Source organism: Sphaerotilus microaerophilus, assembly GCF_023734135.1.
Classification (GTDB): Bacteria; Pseudomonadota; Gammaproteobacteria; order Burkholderiales; family Burkholderiaceae_C; genus Sphaerotilus; species Sphaerotilus microaerophilus.
The window spans coordinates 4228196-4245519 of the sequence record NZ_AP025730.1 but is presented as its reverse complement, the minus strand read 5'-3'; the positions used below and the strand labels follow the sequence as shown (position 1 = coordinate 4245519).

The window sequence follows — 17324 nt, the reverse complement described above, 5'->3', positions numbered from 1 at the left end:
CCACGGCGCGTGACGTTGTCCGCTGTGAGGCCAGCGTGTCACCGCCACCGATCGACGACCGATGCAGTGGCTATGCGCCCTGGGCGCTGGCCACTGCCTCCTGATTCACCCACCTACTGTTTCGGAAAGACCGGAAGACATGAGATCTGCCACCCTGGTCCTGCCCCTGGTCCTGGCCGCAATGGCGTCCGGCGTCTCGGCGCAAAACAAGGTCGAAACCCCGCTGTACACGGTGGTGGACGGCTACAAGGTGGATGCCAACACGATGAAGGGCTTCCGCACCTGGCGCCAGGCCGCCTGCGACCGCTGCCACGGCGCCAACCAGGAGGGCATGGTCGGCCCCTCGCTGGTCAACAGTCTGAAGGTGCTGACCAAGGATGAGTTCGTCAAGACGGTGCGCGATGGCCGGCTCGACAAGGGCATGCAGAGCTTTGGCGCCAGCCCGGTCGTGATGGACAACATCGACCACCTCTATGCCTACCTCAAGGGTCGCTCCGATGGGGCGATCACCCGCTCGAAGGTGGAAGAGGCCAAGTGATGATGATCCCGCGCCGGTTCGTCGCAACGCTGCGTTTCCTGGTGGGCCTGGCAGGTGCTGCGGCGTTGTCGCTGGCCGCATCGGCCCAGGACGGCGACGCCCGCCGGGCCCTGCGCGTGTGCCAGGACCCGAACAACCTGCCCTTCTCCAACCTGGCCGCCGAGGGCATCGAGAACCGGCTGGCCGAGGTCTTCGGCCGTGCCATGGGCCTGCCGGTGACCTACTACTCCTTCCCGGCGCGCATGGCCTTCATCCGCAACACCCTGCGCTACAAGCTGCCCGGCGAGGACTACCCCTGCGACATCGTGATGGGCGTGCCAGTGGGCTTCGACCAGGTGTCGGTCACCAAGCCCTACTATCGCTCCACCTACGCACTCGTGTATGCGCAGGGGCGGGGGCTGGACGCCGTGAAGTCGGTCGATGACTTCCTGGCGCTGCCGCCCGAGCAGCTGAAGAAGCTGCGCATCGGCCTGTTCGACCGCACGCCGGCCTCGGCCTGGCTGGCAAAACATGGGCTGGTCGACCAGGGTGTGCCCTACCTGATGATGAGCCCCGACCCGGCGCAGTACCCCGGACAGCTGTTGGAGACCGAGCTGGCCGCCGGCAAGATCGACGCGGCCATCGTCTGGGGGCCGATCGCTGGCTTCTTCGCCAAGCGCGTCAAGGAGCCCCTGCTGCAGGTGCTGCCAATGCGCTCCGAGCCGGGCGTGAGGTTCGACTACGCGATGGCGATGGGCGTGCGCCACGGCGAGCGCGAGTGGAAGCAGCAGGTCGAGCAGCTGCTCGACAGCCGCCGCGACGAGATCCAGGCGGTGCTGCGCGAGTACCGCGTGCCGCTGGTGGACGACGCCGGGGCGCCGCTGCGCTGACCGAGGCCATGGAGCTGTGATGACTGCAATGCGTAGGACCTCGTTCCTGGTTTCGGGTGCCGTGTTGGCGGCGCTCCTCGCGGTGCTGCCTGCGGTGGTCGGCGCCCAGGCCATCGATCAGCCGGCCGCGCCGCTGGCGCCGCCTGCCGAGCCGGCAGCCAAGGACTTCTCGACCGCCGAGCGCCTGCTGCTGATGAGCCCGCAGTTCGGCCTGGTCAAGGCCCCGGCGACGCTGCAGTACCGCTTCCGCAAGAGCGGCTCGCTGGAGGAGGGCTTCGAGGACCGGGTGAGCATCCGCCTGCAGCGCCCCGCGGCGGGCAACGCCTGCTGCACCGCCAGCGGCGAGTTCCTCAGTGGCGCGCGCCGGGTGTCGCTGCCCGACATCGAGCAGGCTGAGGGCAACCCGGTGACGCTGTACTTCCTGGAGCACGACATCCGCGACATGAAGGCGCGCACCAAGGGCTCGATCACCTACTTCCGCAAGCGCATCCGCATGGCGCTGTACCAGTCGGCCAGCGTGCGCGACGTGACCGTCACCTACCGCGGCCGGGCGGTGGCGGCCCGCGAGATCCGCATCGAGCCCTACCTGGACGACCCCAACCGGGCGAAGTTCGAGCGCTTCGTGCGCAAGCAATACACCTTCGTGCTGTCGGACGCGGTGGCCGGCGCGGTGGTCTCGATCCGCAGCGTCGTGCCGGCTGAAGCGGGCGAGAAGGGGGCTGCTGCACCGCTGATCGAGGAAGAGCTGCTGATCGACGGCGCTGCCGCCGCCACCCGGGTCACCTCTGCCCTGCGTTGATTGTCCCGAGCCCGTTTGCCCCGAACCTGTTCCCCCATGACCGTCGCCACCGTTTTTCGCACTGCCCGCCGTGCCGTCGTCCGTACGGGGGCGCTGGCCGTGGCGCTGGCCGCCTTGTCGGGCTGTGCTGCCTTGTCTGAATCCCCTGCCGCACCCGCCACGCACCTGGACGGCTACCCCACGGTGGACCGTGTGCTCTACGTGCAGGAGTGCATGCGCAGCCACCCCGGGCCGCACTACGAGATGGTCAACAAGTGCGCCTGCGCGCTGGACCGCCTCGCCCAGGAGGTGCCGTTCAACGACTACGTCGACATGTCGACCGCCGCCAACGCCAGCAGCATCGGTGGCGAGCGGGGCGCCTACATCCGCGAGACCGAGTCGCTGCAGGTGGGGGTGCGGCGCTACCGCGCCCTGCAGGCCAAGGTGAAGAAGGCCTGCTTCGTCACGCCCTGACCTGCCCCTGAATCATTCTCTGAATCGCGCCCCGATCGCGAGCCCCCCCATGCCTGACCACCTGCCTTCCCTGCGCCGCCGAGCCCTGCCGGGGCTGCTGTGGGCCGGTGCAGTCGCGCTGCCCGGGGCCAGCCGGGCCCAGGTGCCCCGCAGCGACCAGCCCGAGACCAGCCCGCGCTGGCAGGCCGTGCGGGCCTCGCTCTGGGGTGAGCGGCCCATCGAGCTGGCCGCGGCCGATCGCCTCGCGCTGAGTGCGCCGGCCCGCGCGCCCGACCCGGCCTTCGTGCCCGTGGCGATGCGCAGCGCCATCGGCATCGCCAGTGCGGGGCTGGGCCGTGACGCCCTGCGCCGGCTGACGCTGGTGATCGACCAGAACCCCTCGCCGATCGCTGCGATGTTCGATCTGCCGCCCGACGGCGCGCTGCCCGACCTCGAAACCCGCGTGCGCGTCGACGAGTACAGCTTCGTGCGCGTGATCGGCGAGACCGCCGACGGGCGCCTGTGGATGGCGCTGCGATTCGTCAAGGCCGCGGGCGGCTGCTCCGCCCCGGCTGGCGGCGACGAGGCCCAGCAGGCCGCGGCGATGGGGCGCATGCTCTTTCGCATCACGCCGGCCCCTGCAGCTACGCCGGCCGGCACGGGTGCAGCGGGGGAACCCGCGACGCTGGACTGGACCGTGCAGCACCCCAACCACTCCGGCATGGCGATGAACCAGCTCACCCGCCAGTACACCCCCGCGCACTACGTGCGCAGCGCGCGGCTCTGGCAGGGCGAGCGGCTGCTGCTGGCGGCCGACCTGGACTTCGCGCTCAGCGAAAACCCCAGCCTGCGGCTGCACTTCGTGCCTCGCGGCACCGAGCCCCTGCGCGCCGAGGTGGTCGACACGCGCGAGCGCCGCTTCAGCGGCAGTGCGGATTGGCCGGGTTCACGCTGAGATGACCGCAACGGGTCACCTCGTCGACTCACAGCCCGTAGCGCGGCTGGCGCGCGCGCCGCTCCGCCATGTCGCGCAGCATGTAGGCCACGCCACGGCGCCAGGACTCGTCGTTGTCGCCGCGGATGTCCACCGACTTGGTCAGCGTCATGCGGTCCTCGCCTCCGGCGGGGTCGACGGCCCAGACCGCCAGGTTGAGGTTCAGGATCAGGTTGCTGACGCGCTGCACCCAGCCCACCCCCACCAGCGGTGCGCTGGCCGCCGCGCCGATGCCCGCCAGGCAGCCGTTGCAGCGGTGCAGGTACTCGTTCTCGGCGCGCGCGCGCTGCAGGGCCTGCTGCGCGGTGGGCCGCGCCGCCAGGTCGACCACGCGGTACAGCCCCCGCTCGGCCAGCCCGTCGGCCATCTGGCGGCTGACCTGCGCCAGACGGGCCTGGTGCACCGGCAGACGGGCCGGGTCGGGCTGGTCGTCGATCAGTTCGAAGCCGACGAAGGCCAGTGCCGGTGGGCCCGATGGATCGGCCTGCGCCCACAGCGCTGGGGCGACGATGCCCAGCGGCAGGGCGGTGATGAGGCGGCGGCGCGCCAGCGCCTGGGCGGAATGGGGGGCCGGGTTGGGCATGGGCGTTTCCTCGCAGTGGGGTCGATCGCCTTCCTGCTGCAAGCCGCGGGCCCGGCAGCGATGGGCGCGCCCTTCGCCTACATCACCAACCAGGGCAGCCACGACGTCAGCGTGATCGACCTGGCCGCCCAGCGCGTGGTGGCCACGGCGGCGGTGGGCGCCTCCCCCGCCGGCGTGGTGGCGGCCGGCGCGCGGGGCGAGGTCTACGTGGCGAACGCCGCGGCACACACTGTCACGGTGATCGACATGCTCACGCAGCAGCCGCGGGGCAGCTTTGCGGCCGGGCAGGGCGCGGTGGGGCTGGACGCCAGCGCCGATGGCCGGCGGCTCTTCGTGGCCGACTGGTTCGGCCAGCGCCTGCGCGTCTACGACACGGCCGGCCGGGCCCAGATCGCCCAGGTGCCGCTGGGCCGCGCGCCCGCCGGTGTGGCGGCGCTGCCGGATGGCTCTGCCGCCTGGGTGGCCGAGCGCGACGAGGACCGTGTCGCGCTGGTCGACGTGGCCACGCAGGCGGTGCTGGCGCGCATCGGCGTGGGCACGCATCCCTTTGCCCTGCTGCTGGACACGCCGCGCCAGCGCCTGTACGTGCTCAACGTCGAGAGCGACGACCTGAGCGTGATCGACACCGCCAGCCGCCGCGTCATCGCCACCCGGCCCACCGGCCGAGCGCCCTACGGTGCCGCGCTGGCCGACGGCGGGCGGCTGCTCTACGTCACCAACCAGCACGCCGACTCGGTGAGCGTGTTCGATGCACAGACGCTGGCGTTGCGCACGACGCTGGAGGGCTTCGGCTACCCCGAGGGCGTCGCGGCGCACGGCGAGTGGGTCTACGTCGTCAACTGGATGGACGACAGCGTCAGCGTGCTCGACGCCGCCAGCGGGCGGCGCCTGGCCGACATTCCCGTGGGGCGCAACCCGCGCGGCTTCGGCGCCTTCATCGCGGCCCCCCTGATTTCCCCGACCCCATGAGGAGCAGCATGAGACGACGAACCCTCCCACTTTTCCCGTTGGCAGCCGGTGCCCTGGTCGCGGCCACGGCGGTCGCGTTGGCGACCTTCGCACCCCCCGTCGCCGCCCACGGCCCGACGCGCCAGAAGGCGGTCGAGACCATCGCCATCGATGCCCCGGCCGCCAAGGTCTGGTCGCTGATCGCCTCCTATGCGGCGCTGAAGGACTGGCACCCCGCCGTCGTGGACAGCCCGGCCGACAAGGGCAACGAGGTCGGCTCGGTGCGGCTGGTGAAGATCAAGGGCGGCGGCGAGCTGGTCGAGACGCTGGAGTCCTACGACGCCGCGCAAATGAAGTACAGCTACCGCGCCAAGAACGGCGGCGCGCTGCCGGTGACCAACTACACCTCGACGATCCGCGTGACCGGCGACGCCAGCAAGAGCCAGGTCGAGTGGCGCGGTGCCTTCTACCGCGGTTTTCCGAACAACGACCCGCCACCGGACCAGAACGACGAGGCCGCGGTGCGTGCCGTGACCGGCGTCTACCAGAGCGGGCTGGCCAACCTGAAAAAGCTGGCTGAGGGCCGCTAGGCGTGACTGCCGCAGCGGATTGCTTCCCAGCGGGCCGCGTCCTGCAGCCGGGCCGCCGCCGTTGGCTCGCCGCGGCGGGTGCGGGCGTGGGTGCATGTATGGCCGCGGGCGTCCTGGGCGGCTGCGGCAGCGTGGCGCTGGTGGGCGGGGCCGCGGCGTCGGCGGCGCCATCGTCATCGTCATCGTCATCGTCATCAGCACCGGTGCCCGATGAGGTCGATCTGCAGCCCGTTGCCCCGGGCGTCTGGATGGCGCGCGGCCGCCCGGGCGAGGTCGACCCGGCCAACCGCGGGCGCATCGGCAACGCTGGCGTCATCGTCGGCGAGCGCGGCGCGCTGGTCATCGACAGCGGCGTGTCCTGGCGCCACGGCCAGGCCCTGCTGGCGGCGGCGCGGCGCGTGTCCTCGCAGCCCGTGCGGCGCCTGCTGCTCACCCACGTGCGGCAGGAGTTCGTCTTCGGTGCCGCGGCCTTCCAGGAAGCCGGTGTGCCGGTGGCGATGCACCCCGCCGCGGCGTCGCTGATGCGTGCGCGCTGCGAGGGCTGCCTGAAGACGCTGCAGCGCGTGCTCGGTGCCGATGAGATGCAGGGCAGCCGGGTGGTGCAGCCCGACGAACCCATCGAGGCCGGCAGCCTGGTGCTGGCCGAGGCCATTGGCCGGCCGCTGCAGCTGCTGACCTTCGGCCCCCAGGCCCACTCCAGCGGCCCGGGCGACGTGGCCCTGCTCGACGGGCCCAGCGGCACGCTCTTCGCCGGTGGCCTGCTCGATGCCGACACCATCCCCGACGTGCAGGACGCCGACTTCGCCGGCTGGCGCGCGGCGCTGGCCGCCCTGCGCGGGCTGCCGCTCCAGCGCATCGTGCCCGGCCACGGGCCGCTTGCACCCGCGGCGCTGATCGGCCGCATCGCGGCCTACCTCGACGCGCTGGAGGCCCGCACCGCCGCGCTGCTGGCGGCCGGCACGCCGCTCAGCGAGGTGGCCGACGCCACCGAGCTGCCCGCCTTTGCCGGCTGGGACCAATACGACACCATCCACCGGCGCAATGCCTCGATCGTGTTCCTGCGCCATGAGCGCGACATGCTGCGCCGCCCGGACAAGGAGGGCCCATGACCCCGCCCCTCGCGGGTGCCGACACCGTGCACCCGGACCGCCGCCGCCTGTTGGCCGCTGCTGCCCTGCTGGCCTGTTCGCCCTGGGCGCCCCGGGCCGCTGCAGCGCCGGGCGGCCTGCCCAGCCAGATCGACCACGACGGCAGCTCGCCCGAATGGGAGCGCCTGCGTGAGCGGCTGTTCGGCGGGCGGCCGCTCGCCACCGGTGCGGCCAGCCAGGTTCAGCTCATCGTGCCGCTGCGGGCGGCCTATGGCGCTTCGGTGCCGGTGAAGATCGTCTCGCGGCTGCCGCAGGCGCCCGATCGCTTCGTGCGCCGCCTGACCCTGCTGGTGGACAAGAACCCCTCGCCGTTGGCCGCCACGCTCGACCTGACACCCGCGCTCGGCCAGGCGGACTTCGAGACCCGCCTGCGCGTGGACGAGTATGGCCACATGCGCGTGATCAGCGAGCTCAGCGACGGCAGCCTGCACCTCGCCTCACGTTACGTGAAGGTCTCCGGCGGCTGCAGCGCCCCGCCCAACCGCGAGACGCAGCACCTGATCGGCCAGACGCGCTTGCGGCTGCCCGAGGGCCTGCGCCCTGCCGGCCAGCCCACCCCGGCCGAGGTCAGCGTGGTGCACCCCAATGACACCGGGTTCGAGTTGAACCAGGTCACGGTGATGTTCATCCCGCCGCACTTCGTGCGCTCGATCCGGGTGCGCTACGACGGCGAGCGCCTGTTCGACGCCGAGGGCGACTTCTCGCTCAGCGAGAACCCCAGCTGGCGCTTCCACTTCCTGCCGCGCCGCTCGGCGGACGGGCGTGCCGAGGGCCGGCTCACCGCCGAGGTGGAGGACAGCAAGGAAGGGCGCTTCCGTGGGGCACTCGATTTGACGGGGCAGCCCGGGGCGGCAGCGTCGTGAGCACCGACGGGTCACCCATCGCGCGGCACCCCCTGCCGCGCATCACCCGTCGGCGCATCCACCGCCGACGCTGGCTGCAGCTCGCCGCGGCCGGGCCGTTTGCGCTCTGGGGCACCCGGGCCGCTGCCGGCCTGCCCGCCGCCTACGAGGCCGTGGTGGTGGAGCCACGCATCGGTACGCCCGGCCCCAACGGCCAACCGGCGCCCTGGGAGTTCGACCTGCGCGGCGCCCAGCAGCGCGCGCGCCGCGAGGGCCGGCACCTGTACGTCTACCTCGGCGCCGGCGACTGCCCCTACTGCCGCCGCTACGAGGCCTTCCTGGCCGCGCACGCGGCCGAGCTGCTGCCGCACTTTCGCGCCCAGTACCTGCTGGTCGACCTGCGCAGCCAGCTCAGCGTGCTGGAGCGCCAGCTGGTGCTGCGCACCGAGGGTGCCCACGGCCCCTATGCCGAGTTCCAGCGCGCCATCGGCGACCAGCGCGCCCGCCTGCTGGTCTACCCCAGCGTGTGGCTGCTCGATGCCAAGACCGGCCTGCCCCTGATGCAGATGCCGGCGGGTGCCGGCACCTTCCAGACCGTGCCCGAGCAGCTGGAGATCCTGCGGCTGGAGCAGTGAGGTCAGGCTGGAAATGGAAAAAACGTGAGATGCTGGTCTAGGGTTTTCCCTTGGTCATGAGATACTCCGTCCCGTCACGGCGACCACATCTGGTCGCCGTTGCGCTTGGTGGCCGCCACCGCAGCCACCGATGCGCCACCCATCGGAGGATCCCATGCACCGCACCTACACCTTTGCCGCCCTGCTGTCGGCCCCGCTCTTTGCCGCCTTCCTGGCCTACGCCGCTCCCGTGGTGGCCGCCACGCCGGCCGCCGCTCCGGCCGTCGCCGACTACACCGTCTTCATCGACCCGCCGACGAACTTCGTCTTCGTCAAGCTGCCCCAGGGCTGGAAGTTCGCCGGCAAGGCCGACGGCGCGTTGCCCACGCCGCTGCCGGGCAACGTCGTGACGCGCCTGCTGCCCGCCGACGCCGAGTGAGCTGACCCGGCCAGCGTGGCGCCGCAGCCGCACCATCCCCGCTGATCCCCGCCGATCCCTGCTGCCACTGCTTCCCGAGCCGCTGGTTCGGAGTAAATTGCCCCCAGGTTCCCAGCGTGGGAGTGCAGCATGAAAGAGGTCACCTGCCTGAAGTGCGGGGCTGTGGCTCAATTCGAGACCCTGACCGAGCAGACGGCCTGCCCCGCCTGCGGGGCCATCTACGCCAAGGTGCTGGGTGCGCTGCGCAAGAAGCGCGAGCAGCAGTCCACCGAGGCTGCCCGGGCGCTGGCGCGACCCCGCGCATCGGCGGCAGCGCCTCCGGTGCCCTCGGCTGCGCACCCACCGCATTCCCCCCATCCGGGCGATCCGCCCGATCAGGCGGATTTGTCGGGGCCCCCCTCCTCGGTGCTGCCACCGTCTGCATGGCCGTCGTCTTCGATGTCACCCCGGGGTGGGCACGGGTCGGTCTTCGCCGCGCCGCCCGGGCGCGTCGCCTCCTGGCCCCTGCGCATCGCCTACGCGGGCACGGTCCTCAGCGTCGTGCTGCCCATCGGCATCGCCTCGTCCAGCTGGGTCAGCCTGGCCACCGGCGGGAACTGGTTCCGGTGGCTGAACGCGGCGGTGCCGATGCTGTTCGTCGCGCTCGCCCTGTACCGGGTGTATCTCGTGCTTCGCTGGTCGGGCACCCTGGCGCTGCCCCATGCCGGGCGCGGGCTGCGCCTGCTGCGCGGCGTCGGTGCCTTCCTGCTCTACGTCGGACTGCTGTTCTGGCTGGTCAGCCTTGCGGCCGGCCCGTTGCTGGCGGCCTACGGGCCCCGCTCTGACCGGATCGGCATCGTCCCCTTCGTCGTGGGCGTGATGCTGGCGCAGCTGGGTAGCCTCGGCATGGTGGGCCTGCTGCTGTTCGAGATGGGCCGCCTGCGTTCCTTCGAACAGCACTGGGACGCTCCGGTCATCGAGGCATCCGCCTGACGCTCGGGCGGGCCGGCGGGTGAGGGACAATCGGCGCATGGGCCAAGCCAGACTCCGCGGTACCCCCGAGCAACGCAAACAGGCCGCCATCGAGCGGCAGTTGTCGCTGCGACCGAAGTACGTCAAGTGCAACCACTGCCAGGCCGAGCTCACCGAGCTGCAGCCCATCGACATCTCGGGCATGAGGGGCATCGAGGCGGCGTTCGCCGCGCACTGCCCACACTGCGAGCACGATACCTTTGCGATCAAGGGCGAGCCCGAGGCGGTGGCCCAGATGCACATGGCGATCGAGGACGCCGCCGGCAGTGAAAGCCTGGCCGGCGTGGTGCCGGCAGCGAACCGCAAGTGAAGCGGCTCCGCACCCGGAGAACTTCGAGCCGTGCTGCCAATCCAACGATGACACCGTGACCACCGCCGCACCGGTGGTGGCTGTTGCGGTGCGGGGCGGCCGCAGGGGTTGCCGAAAATGCAAAATCCCGCCATCAACAGAAAGCGGGGCGCACATGATGAGACGCAGGGTGGCGCAGGGCATGGTGGCCGGGCTGCTGGGACTGGCCGCCGGGGCGGCGCAGGCGGTGACGCTGACGCTGTCCTGCGGCACGGTGGGGCGGGACTTCGAGTTCTGCAAGGCGGCGGCGCAAGCCTGGGCGGCGCGCACGGGCCACACGGTGCGCTTCTTCACCACGCCGCAGTCGTCCACCGACCTGCTGGCGCTGCTGCGACAGATCCTCTCGGCGCGCAGCCCGGACCTGGATGTGATCACCATCGATGTGGTCTGGCCCGGGCTGGTGAAGGCGCACCTGCAGGACCTGCGGCCCTACAGCGGTGGGGCGGAGCAGGCGCACTTTGCCTCGCAGCTGGCGATCGACCGGGATGGCAACCGCCTGCTCGCGATGCCCTGGTATGCCGACGCCGGGCTGCTCTACTACCGGCGCGACCTGCTTGAGAAGTACGACGAGCAGCCGCCGGCCACCTGGGAGGCGCTGGCGGCCACGGCGGCGAGGATCCAGGACGCGGAGCGGCGCGCCGGGCGGCCGGGCATGCAGGGCTGGCTGTTCCAGGGGCGGGCCTATGAGGGCCTGACCTGCAACCTGCTGGAGTGGGTGGCCAGCCACGGCGGCGGGCGCATCGTCGAGGACGATGGGCGGGTGTCGGTCCACAACCCGCGGGCCCAGCAGGCGCTGCGCATGGCGGCATCCTGGGTGGGGCGCATCAGCCCGGCCGGGGTGCTGAACCATGCCGAGGAGGACAGCCGGCGGCTGTTCCAGAACGGCAACGCGCTGTTCATGCGCAACTGGCCCTACGCCTGGGCACTGCTGCAGGCCCCGGGCAGCGCGGTGGCGGGCAAGGTGGGGGTGCAGGTGCTGCCGCGTGGCGAGGGCGCAACCCACGGCGCCGCGGCGCTGGGCGGTTGGCAACTGGCGGTGAGCCGCTACTCGCGCCACCCGCGCGAGGCGGCGGCGCTGGTGATGCACCTGACCAGCCACGAGGTGCAGAAGGAGCGCGCGATCCGCGGTGCCTACCTGCCCACGCAGCCAGCCCTGTACCGGGACCCGCAGGTGCTGGCTGCGGTGCCCTTCTTCGGCAGCCTCTACCCGGTGTTGCAGACGGCCACGCCGCGGCCCGCCACGGTGACCGGCCCGAAGTACGACGCCGTCAGCAGCGCCGTCTGGCAGGCCGGGCATGAGGTGCTGGCCGGCACGACCCCGCCCGAGCAGGCGACCAAGGCGCTGGAGCAGCGGCTGCTGCAGTTGCGCGGGCGGCGCTGGTAGCCCTGGGCGCACCGGGAACCCACCCGCACCGGCACTCGCGCGCACGTCAGGTGCGTCAGGTCAGCCGTGCCACTGGCGGATGCGCTCGGCGGTGACCGGCTCGGGCCGGTGGAAGTGGAAGCCCTGGGCCCACTCGACGCCCTGGGCGGCCAGCAGGTCGGCCACGTCCTGGTTCTCGACCCACTCGGCCACCACCGGCTTGCCGAGCTGGTGGGCCATGTCGACCATCGAGCGCACCAGGGTGGCGTGGGTGGAGTCGCGGTCCATGTCGCGCACGAACTGGCCGTCGATCTTGATGGCGTCGAAGGGCAGCTCGCGCAGGTAGGCGAAGGAGGCGAAGCCGCTGCCGAAGTCATCCAGCACGAAGCGGCAGCCCCGATCGCTGAGGGTGCGCATGAACCCACGCGCCACCGCGACGTTGACGATGGCCTCGGTCTCGGTGAGCTCGAAGCACAGGATGCGGGGCGGCACCGCGTGGGTGTCGAGCAGGGCCAGCACTTCCTCGGCCAGGCCGGGCTCACGCAGGGTGACGGCCGAGAGGTTGAGGTTGATCTGCTCGATGAGGCCATGCAGGTCACGGTGGTGGCCGAGAAAGCGCAGCACCTCGCGCAGCATCCAGCGGTCCAGCTCCTGCACGACGTGGAAGCGCTCGGCCGGCGGGATGAAGGCGCCGGGCAGCACCATCTGCTGGCGCTGCGGGTCCCACAGTCGCAGCAGGGTTTCCAGCCGCAGGCCCTGGCCCGGCTGGCCGGGGGCCGGCGGCTGCAACCGTTGCAGCCGTTGCACATGGACCTGGAAATGCTGCTGCTTGAGGGCGTCCAGCAACACCAGCGGCCAGTTGATCGACTCGCGGTGGTCCTCCACGCCCAGGCCATGGGTGCGCCACAGGCGGCTGCAGCCGTGGCCCTCCTGCTTGGCGAGGTAGACGGTCTCGTCGGCGCGCAGCATGAGCTGCTCGAAGGAGACGATGTCCTCGTCCAGCGGCACCACGCCGATGGTGGCGCTGAGGCTGAAGCTGCGCTGCTCCCATTCGAAGCGGAACGGCGCCAGGTGGGCGTGCAGGCGGCGAGCCAGCGCCAGGCTCTGCTCGGCCAGCTGCTCCTCGCTGACGATGCCGAACTTGTCGCCGCCCAGGCGGGCGAAGAAATCGCGCGGCCCGAGCGCGCCGGCCAGGCAGTCGGCCAGGCTGCGCAGCAGCTCGTCGCCGGCGATGCAGCCGCAGCTCTCGTTGACGAGGCGGAACTGGTCGACGTCGATGAGCAGGAACACCGCCTGCACCCGCTCGCGCTGCACGCGCGCGAGCAGCTCGCTGACGTGGGCGTCCAGCGCATTGCGGTTGTAGAGCCGGGTCACGAAGTCGTGCGTGGCCAGGTAGTTCAGGCGGTCCTGCATGTAGCGGCGCTCGTTGACCTCCTGGCGAAGCTGGTGGTTGGCGAGCGTGAGCTCGGCGGTGCGCTCGCGCACCTTGTCCTCCAGCTGGCGGTTGAGCGCCTGCAGCTCGCGCAGCAGGGCGCGGCGCTCCAGCTGGTGGTGGACCCGCACGCGCACCTCGTCGGGTTGGATCGGCTTGGTGAGGTAGTCCACGCCGCCGGCGCGGAAGCCCTCGGCGACGTCGTCGTGCCGGGCGGTGACGAAGATCACCGGTACCTCGGCGGTGGCGGGATCCGCCTTCAGGCGGCGGCAGGTCTCGAAGCCGTCGATGCCCGGCATCATCACGTCGAGCAGGATCAGGTCGGGCGGCTGGCGGTGCGCCAGCTCCAGCGCCTTCTCGCCCGTGGTGGCCGCGCGGATGCGCGCCTGCAGCCCGGCCAGGCACTCGCTGAGCACGTCGATGTTCTGCGGCGTGTCGTCGACGATGAGCAGGTCGGGCGGCAAGGTCATGGCACGGCTCCAGGGACGGGGGCGGCAAGGCACTGGTCGACCAGCGCTGCCAGGGTGTCGAAATCGTAGTGCCGCACCGCCTGCGCCAGGCGCTGTGCGGTGTCACTGTCCAGGCCGGCCGTCGCCGGGGGCTGGGCGGCCTGCAGCGCTTGCAGGGCCTGCATCGCCTGGCGCACCGCGGCCACGTCGCCCTCGCGGGCGGCGGCGGCGAGTCGCTGCAGGGTCGCGGTCAGGTCGGGCGAGCGGAACGCGGGTACCGCAGCACCGGGGACTGCCGCCCCGGCCTCGGCGGGGGCGGCCTCGGCCTCCACCCAGCGCCCGGGCAGGTGGTGCTGCAGCAGGCGGTAGATCTCCTGCAGGTCGTACGGCTTGCCGACGAAGTCCTGGAAGCCCTCGCCGACGTAGAAGCGCCGCTCGTGCTCCAGGCTGGAGGCCGACACCGCCACCACCGGCAGCGCATGGCCCCAGCGCTGGCGGATCTGGCGCAGCAGGCCCAGCCCGTCGAGCACCGGCATGCGGATGTCGGTGAACACCAGGTCGACCGGCTGTTGCTCTGCCTGCGCCAGCCGTTCCATCTGTGCCAGCGCCTCCTCGCCCTGGCCGGCCTGCAGCACCTGGGCCCCCAGCGCCGTGAGGGTCTGCACGAGGATGTCGCGGCTGGCGGGGTCGTCCTCCACCACCAGCAGGCGGCAGGCGGGCGTGCCCTCGCGCGGCAGCAGGCGCAGGCGCGGTGCCTGGGGGGACGCGGCATCCGCGGGCGCCTCGATGTGCACCAGCGGCAGCGTCAGGCGCACCCGGGTGCCCTGGCCGGGCGTGCTGTCCAGCGTCAGCGTGCCCCCCATGGCGTCGGCCAGGCGGCGCGACAGCGCCAGCCCCAGGCCGGTGCCACCCTGGGCCCGCCCGGAGGCGCCCTGGCGGAAGGGCTCGAAGAGCTCGGCCTGCTCCTCGCGCGTCAGGCCGGGCCCGCTGTCCTCGATCTCGGCCACCCAACCCGCCTTGCCGAGGCCGGCGCGCAGCCGCACCCGGCCTTGCGGCGTGAACTTGATGGCATTGCCCAGCAGGTTCAGCAGCACCTGGCCGAGCTTCTGGCGGTCGGCCTGTACCCAGCAGGGCTGGGGCAGTTCCAGCAGCAGGTCCAGCTGCAGCCCCTTGGACTCGGCGCGCTGGCGCATCAGGCGCGCCAGGTCCTGCAGCTCACGCCCGAGCTCGAAGGCCTCGGGGTTCAGACTGAGATTGCCCGCCTCGATCTTGGACAGGTCCAGCACGTCGTTGATCAGCTGCAGCAGGCGGCGCCCGGCACCATCGATGGCCAGGATGCGCTCGCGCGCCTGCTCGGGCAGCCGGGTGTCCTCGCGCAGCAGCTGCGCATAGCCGATGACCGCGTTCAGTGGCGTGCGGATCTCGTGGCTCATGTTGGCCAGGAACATCGATTTGGCCTGGTTGGCCGCCTCGGCCCGTTCGCGTGCCTCGCGCAGCGCGGCGTCGAGCAGCCCGCGCTCACGCAGTTCCGCGTTCAGGCGCGCATTGCTGTCCGACAGCGCCTGGGTGCGTTCGGCCACCTCGCGGGTCAGGCGCTCGTGCTCGCCGGCCTGGTCCAGGTCGCGGCGGCGGCGCAGCACCGAGATACCGGCCAGCAGGGCCGTGAAGGCCAGGCCGCTGCCGAACACGCCCACCTGCAACATGCTGGGCGTGATCCACCGGTCCATGCCCTGCGGGCGGGTCACCAGGCGCCAGTTGTGATCGGCCACCCGGAGCAGCAGGCGCTCCTCGACCCGCTGTGCCGACCAGCGCTCCGACACCGTCAGGCCGCTGACATGCCCGCCCTGGGTCTGGATGCCCACGATCGTCGTTGGCGACGCGCTCTGCGTGATGCTGTCGGCCGGCTCCTCGGTCCATTGCAGGTTCAGCAAGCGGTGCTGCGCGGCCATGTCGCCACTGCGAAGCAGGGTGGCGAGATCCAGTGTCACGGACACGAGGCCACGCACCCGAGCCGGCTCGTGCGGCGTGGCAGGCTGTGTCGGCTGGGCCGTGGCTGCATCGACCACCGGTCCGTACAGCCGCAGCGTCAGCCACTGCCCGTCCAGCCCGGTGAGCAGGCCGGTGGCACTGATGCGCCCGTGCTGCGCGGCCGAAGCCAACGCCGGCAGCACCAGCGGATCGTCCGCCTCCTGCCGCTGGCCGACCGTGTCCAGCCCCTCCAGCGGCACCGTCCACAGCCGCCCGAAGCGTGGTTCGCCGCCGCCATCGAGCCGCGGCAGCCAGCTCAGGTTGTGCTGCCAGGGGCTGCGCTCATGCATCGAACTGGCGAGCCGGCGGAACTCCTCCAGCGAGACCTGCGTGCGCTGGTGCAGCGCGGCCAGCACCTCCAGGTCACGCTGCGTGAAGTCCAGCTCGTGCTGCAGCGCCGCCGCCAGCTCCCGGCTCTGGGCGCGGAACTGGCTGATGCGCGAGTCGCGCTCCAGGTAGCCGACGATGGCCGTGGTGATCAGCGTGAGCCCGAGCCCGATGCTCACGATCGGGAACGTCAGGCTGGCGATCGGGTCGCGGCGGATGGCGCCGTGCAGCCACACCAGCAGCAGCGGCGTCACCACCAGCATGCCGGCACAGTCCCCCGTCCACCACACCAGCCAGCTGTAGGTCAGGTCCTCCGCAGGCAGCAGGCCTGCCCACTGCAGGTAGGCGCTGCCCAGCGTAGGCGCCACCAGGCAGCTCAAGGCGACGCACAACGTGAACCACAGTGTCTGCTGCGTTGGCGCCTCCTCCAACCGCTCGGGCAGCCCATGCAGCAACCCGGCTGCGAGACCGGCCTGCGCCATCGAGGAGATCGAAAGCAGCAGCGCACCCAGCAGGGCAGGCGTGTGTGAGCCCAATGCGGGCCACAGGAAACCCAGCCAGTTCAGCAGGAACGCCCCGGCAAAGAGCCCAGGCAGCGCCCGCCAGGACCAGAGCAGCAGGGCTCCCAGCGCCAGCCCGGAGGGCGGCCAGATCGCGGTGACGCTCGACGGCCCGATGGACGTCGCCATGCCGGCCCGGGCCGCCAGATAGTAGGCCAGCGCCAGCAGCAGATTGAGCAGAACCCAGCGGACCGTGCTCGGCCCTTGCATGACTTTGAACGGGTCCGTCATGGACCACACCCCGTTGTTGATTTTTCACTTTCGCCCAGTCGGCGAGTGTAGGTCAGCAGGCAATTGACCTGAGAGGGCACGGGGCCCCGGTGAGGGGGCGTGGAGTCCCGTCAGGCGTGGAGGATTTGCCAGCCGCGTGCCAGCGCCTCGCCGCGCAGCCGCTCGTCCGGCCGCACCGCCACCGGCTGCTGCACGGCCTGCAGCAGCGGCAGGTCGCTGGCGGCGTCGCTGTAGAAGGCGCTGAAGGCGCAGTCGGCCAGTCGCGGGGCGGCCTGCCGGGCCAGCCAGCCTTCCACGTGGGCAATCTTGTGCGGGCCCCAGCAGGGGTCGCCGACGATCTCGCCGGTGAGGTGGCCGGCGTCGTCGCGCGCCGATTCGGTGGCAATCAGGTCATGCAGCCCGAACAGGCTGGCGAAGACTTCGCCGATGAAGCGGGTGGTCGCGGTGACCAGCACGCAACGATGCCCGGCGCGGTGGTGGCGGGCCACCAGGGCATGCGAGGCGGCGGGCAGCCGAGGCAACATCGCCGCGGCAAAGCCCTGCGCCAGCCGCTCCAGCTCCACCGGGTCGAGGTGGGCGATCGGTGCGACGGTGGCGCGGTGCAGGCCGCAGATGTCTTGCCGACCGGCGACGTACTCGCGGCAGCAGTCCAGGTGGCGCTGCGGGGCGTCGGCCGGTAGCACGCCCCGGGCGGCCAGCCACTCGGTCCAGGCCATGCCGCTGTCGAAGGGGATCAGCGTGTGGTCCAGGTCGAACAGGGCCAGCTGCATGGGCGGCT

General features: G+C 71.8%; 18 protein-coding genes. 14 read left to right on the top strand and 4 right to left on the bottom strand.

Annotated elements, in window-relative coordinates; translation table 11 throughout:
- Window positions 1-181 precede the first annotated feature (181 nt).
- The 5 genes from NGK70_RS18135 to NGK70_RS18115 are packed head-to-tail and all read left to right on the top strand — an operon-like array spanning window position 182 to window position 3593.
- Window positions 182-538, top strand: coding sequence for a c-type cytochrome (locus tag NGK70_RS18135; RefSeq protein ID WP_251973822.1), 357 nt, complete (start codon window positions 182-184; stop codon window positions 536-538).
- The gene (locus NGK70_RS18130; RefSeq protein ID WP_251969889.1) at window positions 538-1407 is read left to right on the top strand and encodes a substrate-binding domain-containing protein; all 870 of its coding nucleotides are present in this window, start codon (window positions 538-540) and stop codon (window positions 1405-1407) included. Before NGK70_RS18135 ends, NGK70_RS18130 begins: the two co-directional genes overlap by 1 nt.
- Before the next feature lie 19 nt (window positions 1408-1426).
- Window positions 1427-2206 carry a hypothetical protein gene (locus NGK70_RS18125; protein WP_251969888.1) on the top strand — a complete coding sequence of 260 codons (780 nt, stop codon included), beginning with the start codon at window positions 1427-1429 and terminating at the stop codon, window positions 2204-2206.
- A 36-nt stretch (window positions 2207-2242) separates the two neighbouring features.
- The gene (locus tag NGK70_RS18120) at window positions 2243-2659 is read left to right on the top strand and encodes a hypothetical protein (protein WP_251969887.1); all 417 of its coding nucleotides are present in this window, start codon (window positions 2243-2245) and stop codon (window positions 2657-2659) included.
- Between the two features lie 49 nt (window positions 2660-2708).
- Complete coding sequence (locus tag NGK70_RS18115; RefSeq protein WP_251969886.1) at window positions 2709-3593, top strand: quinoprotein dehydrogenase-associated SoxYZ-like carrier; 885 nt, start codon at window positions 2709-2711, stop codon at window positions 3591-3593.
- A gap of 28 nt (window positions 3594-3621) precedes the next feature.
- On the opposite strand, the gene NGK70_RS18110 is transcribed toward NGK70_RS18115, so the two are convergent.
- On the bottom strand, window positions 3622-4215 hold the full coding sequence (locus NGK70_RS18110; RefSeq protein WP_251969885.1) for a DUF3280 domain-containing protein: 594 nt from the start codon (window positions 4213-4215) through the stop codon (window positions 3622-3624).
- 15 nt (window positions 4216-4230) lie between these two features.
- Here NGK70_RS18110 and NGK70_RS18105 point away from each other — a divergent pair, with 15 nt between their 5' ends.
- From NGK70_RS18105 to NGK70_RS18065, 9 genes are all read left to right on the top strand, one after another.
- Window positions 4231-5184, top strand: a complete 954-nt coding sequence (locus NGK70_RS18105; protein WP_251969884.1) for a YncE family protein — start codon at window positions 4231-4233, stop codon at window positions 5182-5184.
- Between the two features lie 8 nt (window positions 5185-5192).
- Complete coding sequence (locus NGK70_RS18100; RefSeq protein ID WP_251969883.1) at window positions 5193-5753, top strand: SRPBCC family protein; 561 nt, start codon at window positions 5193-5195, stop codon at window positions 5751-5753.
- Between the two features lie 98 nt (window positions 5754-5851).
- Entirely contained in the window at window positions 5852-6862 is a 1011-nt protein-coding gene (locus NGK70_RS18095; RefSeq protein ID WP_251969882.1) for an MBL fold metallo-hydrolase, read from the top strand.
- A complete protein-coding gene (locus tag NGK70_RS18090; protein WP_251969881.1) occupies window positions 6859-7764 on the top strand; it encodes a quinoprotein dehydrogenase-associated SoxYZ-like carrier in 906 nt (301 codons plus the stop codon). Before NGK70_RS18095 ends, NGK70_RS18090 begins: the two co-directional genes overlap by 4 nt.
- Window positions 7761-8378, top strand: coding sequence for a thioredoxin family protein (locus tag NGK70_RS18085; RefSeq protein WP_251969880.1), 618 nt, complete (start codon window positions 7761-7763; stop codon window positions 8376-8378). The genes NGK70_RS18090 and NGK70_RS18085 overlap by 4 nt, the downstream gene beginning before the upstream one ends.
- Before the next feature lie 154 nt (window positions 8379-8532).
- A complete protein-coding gene (locus NGK70_RS18080) occupies window positions 8533-8796 on the top strand; it encodes a hypothetical protein (protein ID WP_251969879.1) in 264 nt (87 codons plus the stop codon).
- Between the two features lie 129 nt (window positions 8797-8925).
- On the top strand, window positions 8926-9768 hold the full coding sequence (locus tag NGK70_RS18075) for a TFIIB-type zinc ribbon-containing protein (RefSeq protein WP_251969878.1): 843 nt from the start codon (window positions 8926-8928) through the stop codon (window positions 9766-9768).
- 37 nt (window positions 9769-9805) lie between these two features.
- Window positions 9806-10117: a hypothetical protein gene (locus NGK70_RS18070; RefSeq protein ID WP_251969877.1), complete on the top strand. Its 312-nt coding sequence runs from the start codon at window positions 9806-9808 to the stop codon at window positions 10115-10117.
- 154 nt (window positions 10118-10271) lie between these two features.
- A complete protein-coding gene (locus NGK70_RS18065) occupies window positions 10272-11540 on the top strand; it encodes an ABC transporter substrate-binding protein (RefSeq protein ID WP_251969876.1) in 1269 nt (422 codons plus the stop codon).
- Window positions 11541-11600: 60 nt separating this feature from the next.
- Here the strand turns inward: NGK70_RS18065 and NGK70_RS18060 are convergent, their stop codons facing one another.
- The 3 genes from NGK70_RS18060 to NGK70_RS18050 all read right to left on the bottom strand — a co-directional run bounded on the left by NGK70_RS18060 (window position 11601) and on the right by NGK70_RS18050 (window position 17316).
- Window positions 11601-13421: a putative bifunctional diguanylate cyclase/phosphodiesterase gene (locus tag NGK70_RS18060; protein WP_251969875.1), complete on the bottom strand. Its 1821-nt coding sequence runs from the start codon at window positions 13419-13421 to the stop codon at window positions 11601-11603.
- Window positions 13418-16546 carry an ATP-binding protein gene (locus NGK70_RS18055; RefSeq protein ID WP_251969874.1) on the bottom strand — a complete coding sequence of 1043 codons (3129 nt, stop codon included), beginning with the start codon at window positions 16544-16546 and terminating at the stop codon, window positions 13418-13420. The genes NGK70_RS18060 and NGK70_RS18055 overlap by 4 nt, the downstream gene beginning before the upstream one ends.
- Before the next feature lie 110 nt (window positions 16547-16656).
- Window positions 16657-17316 (bottom strand): HAD family hydrolase, encoded by a 660-nt coding sequence (locus NGK70_RS18050; RefSeq protein ID WP_251969873.1) that lies wholly within the window; start codon window positions 17314-17316, stop codon window positions 16657-16659.
- Window positions 17317-17324: the final 8 nt, after the last annotated feature.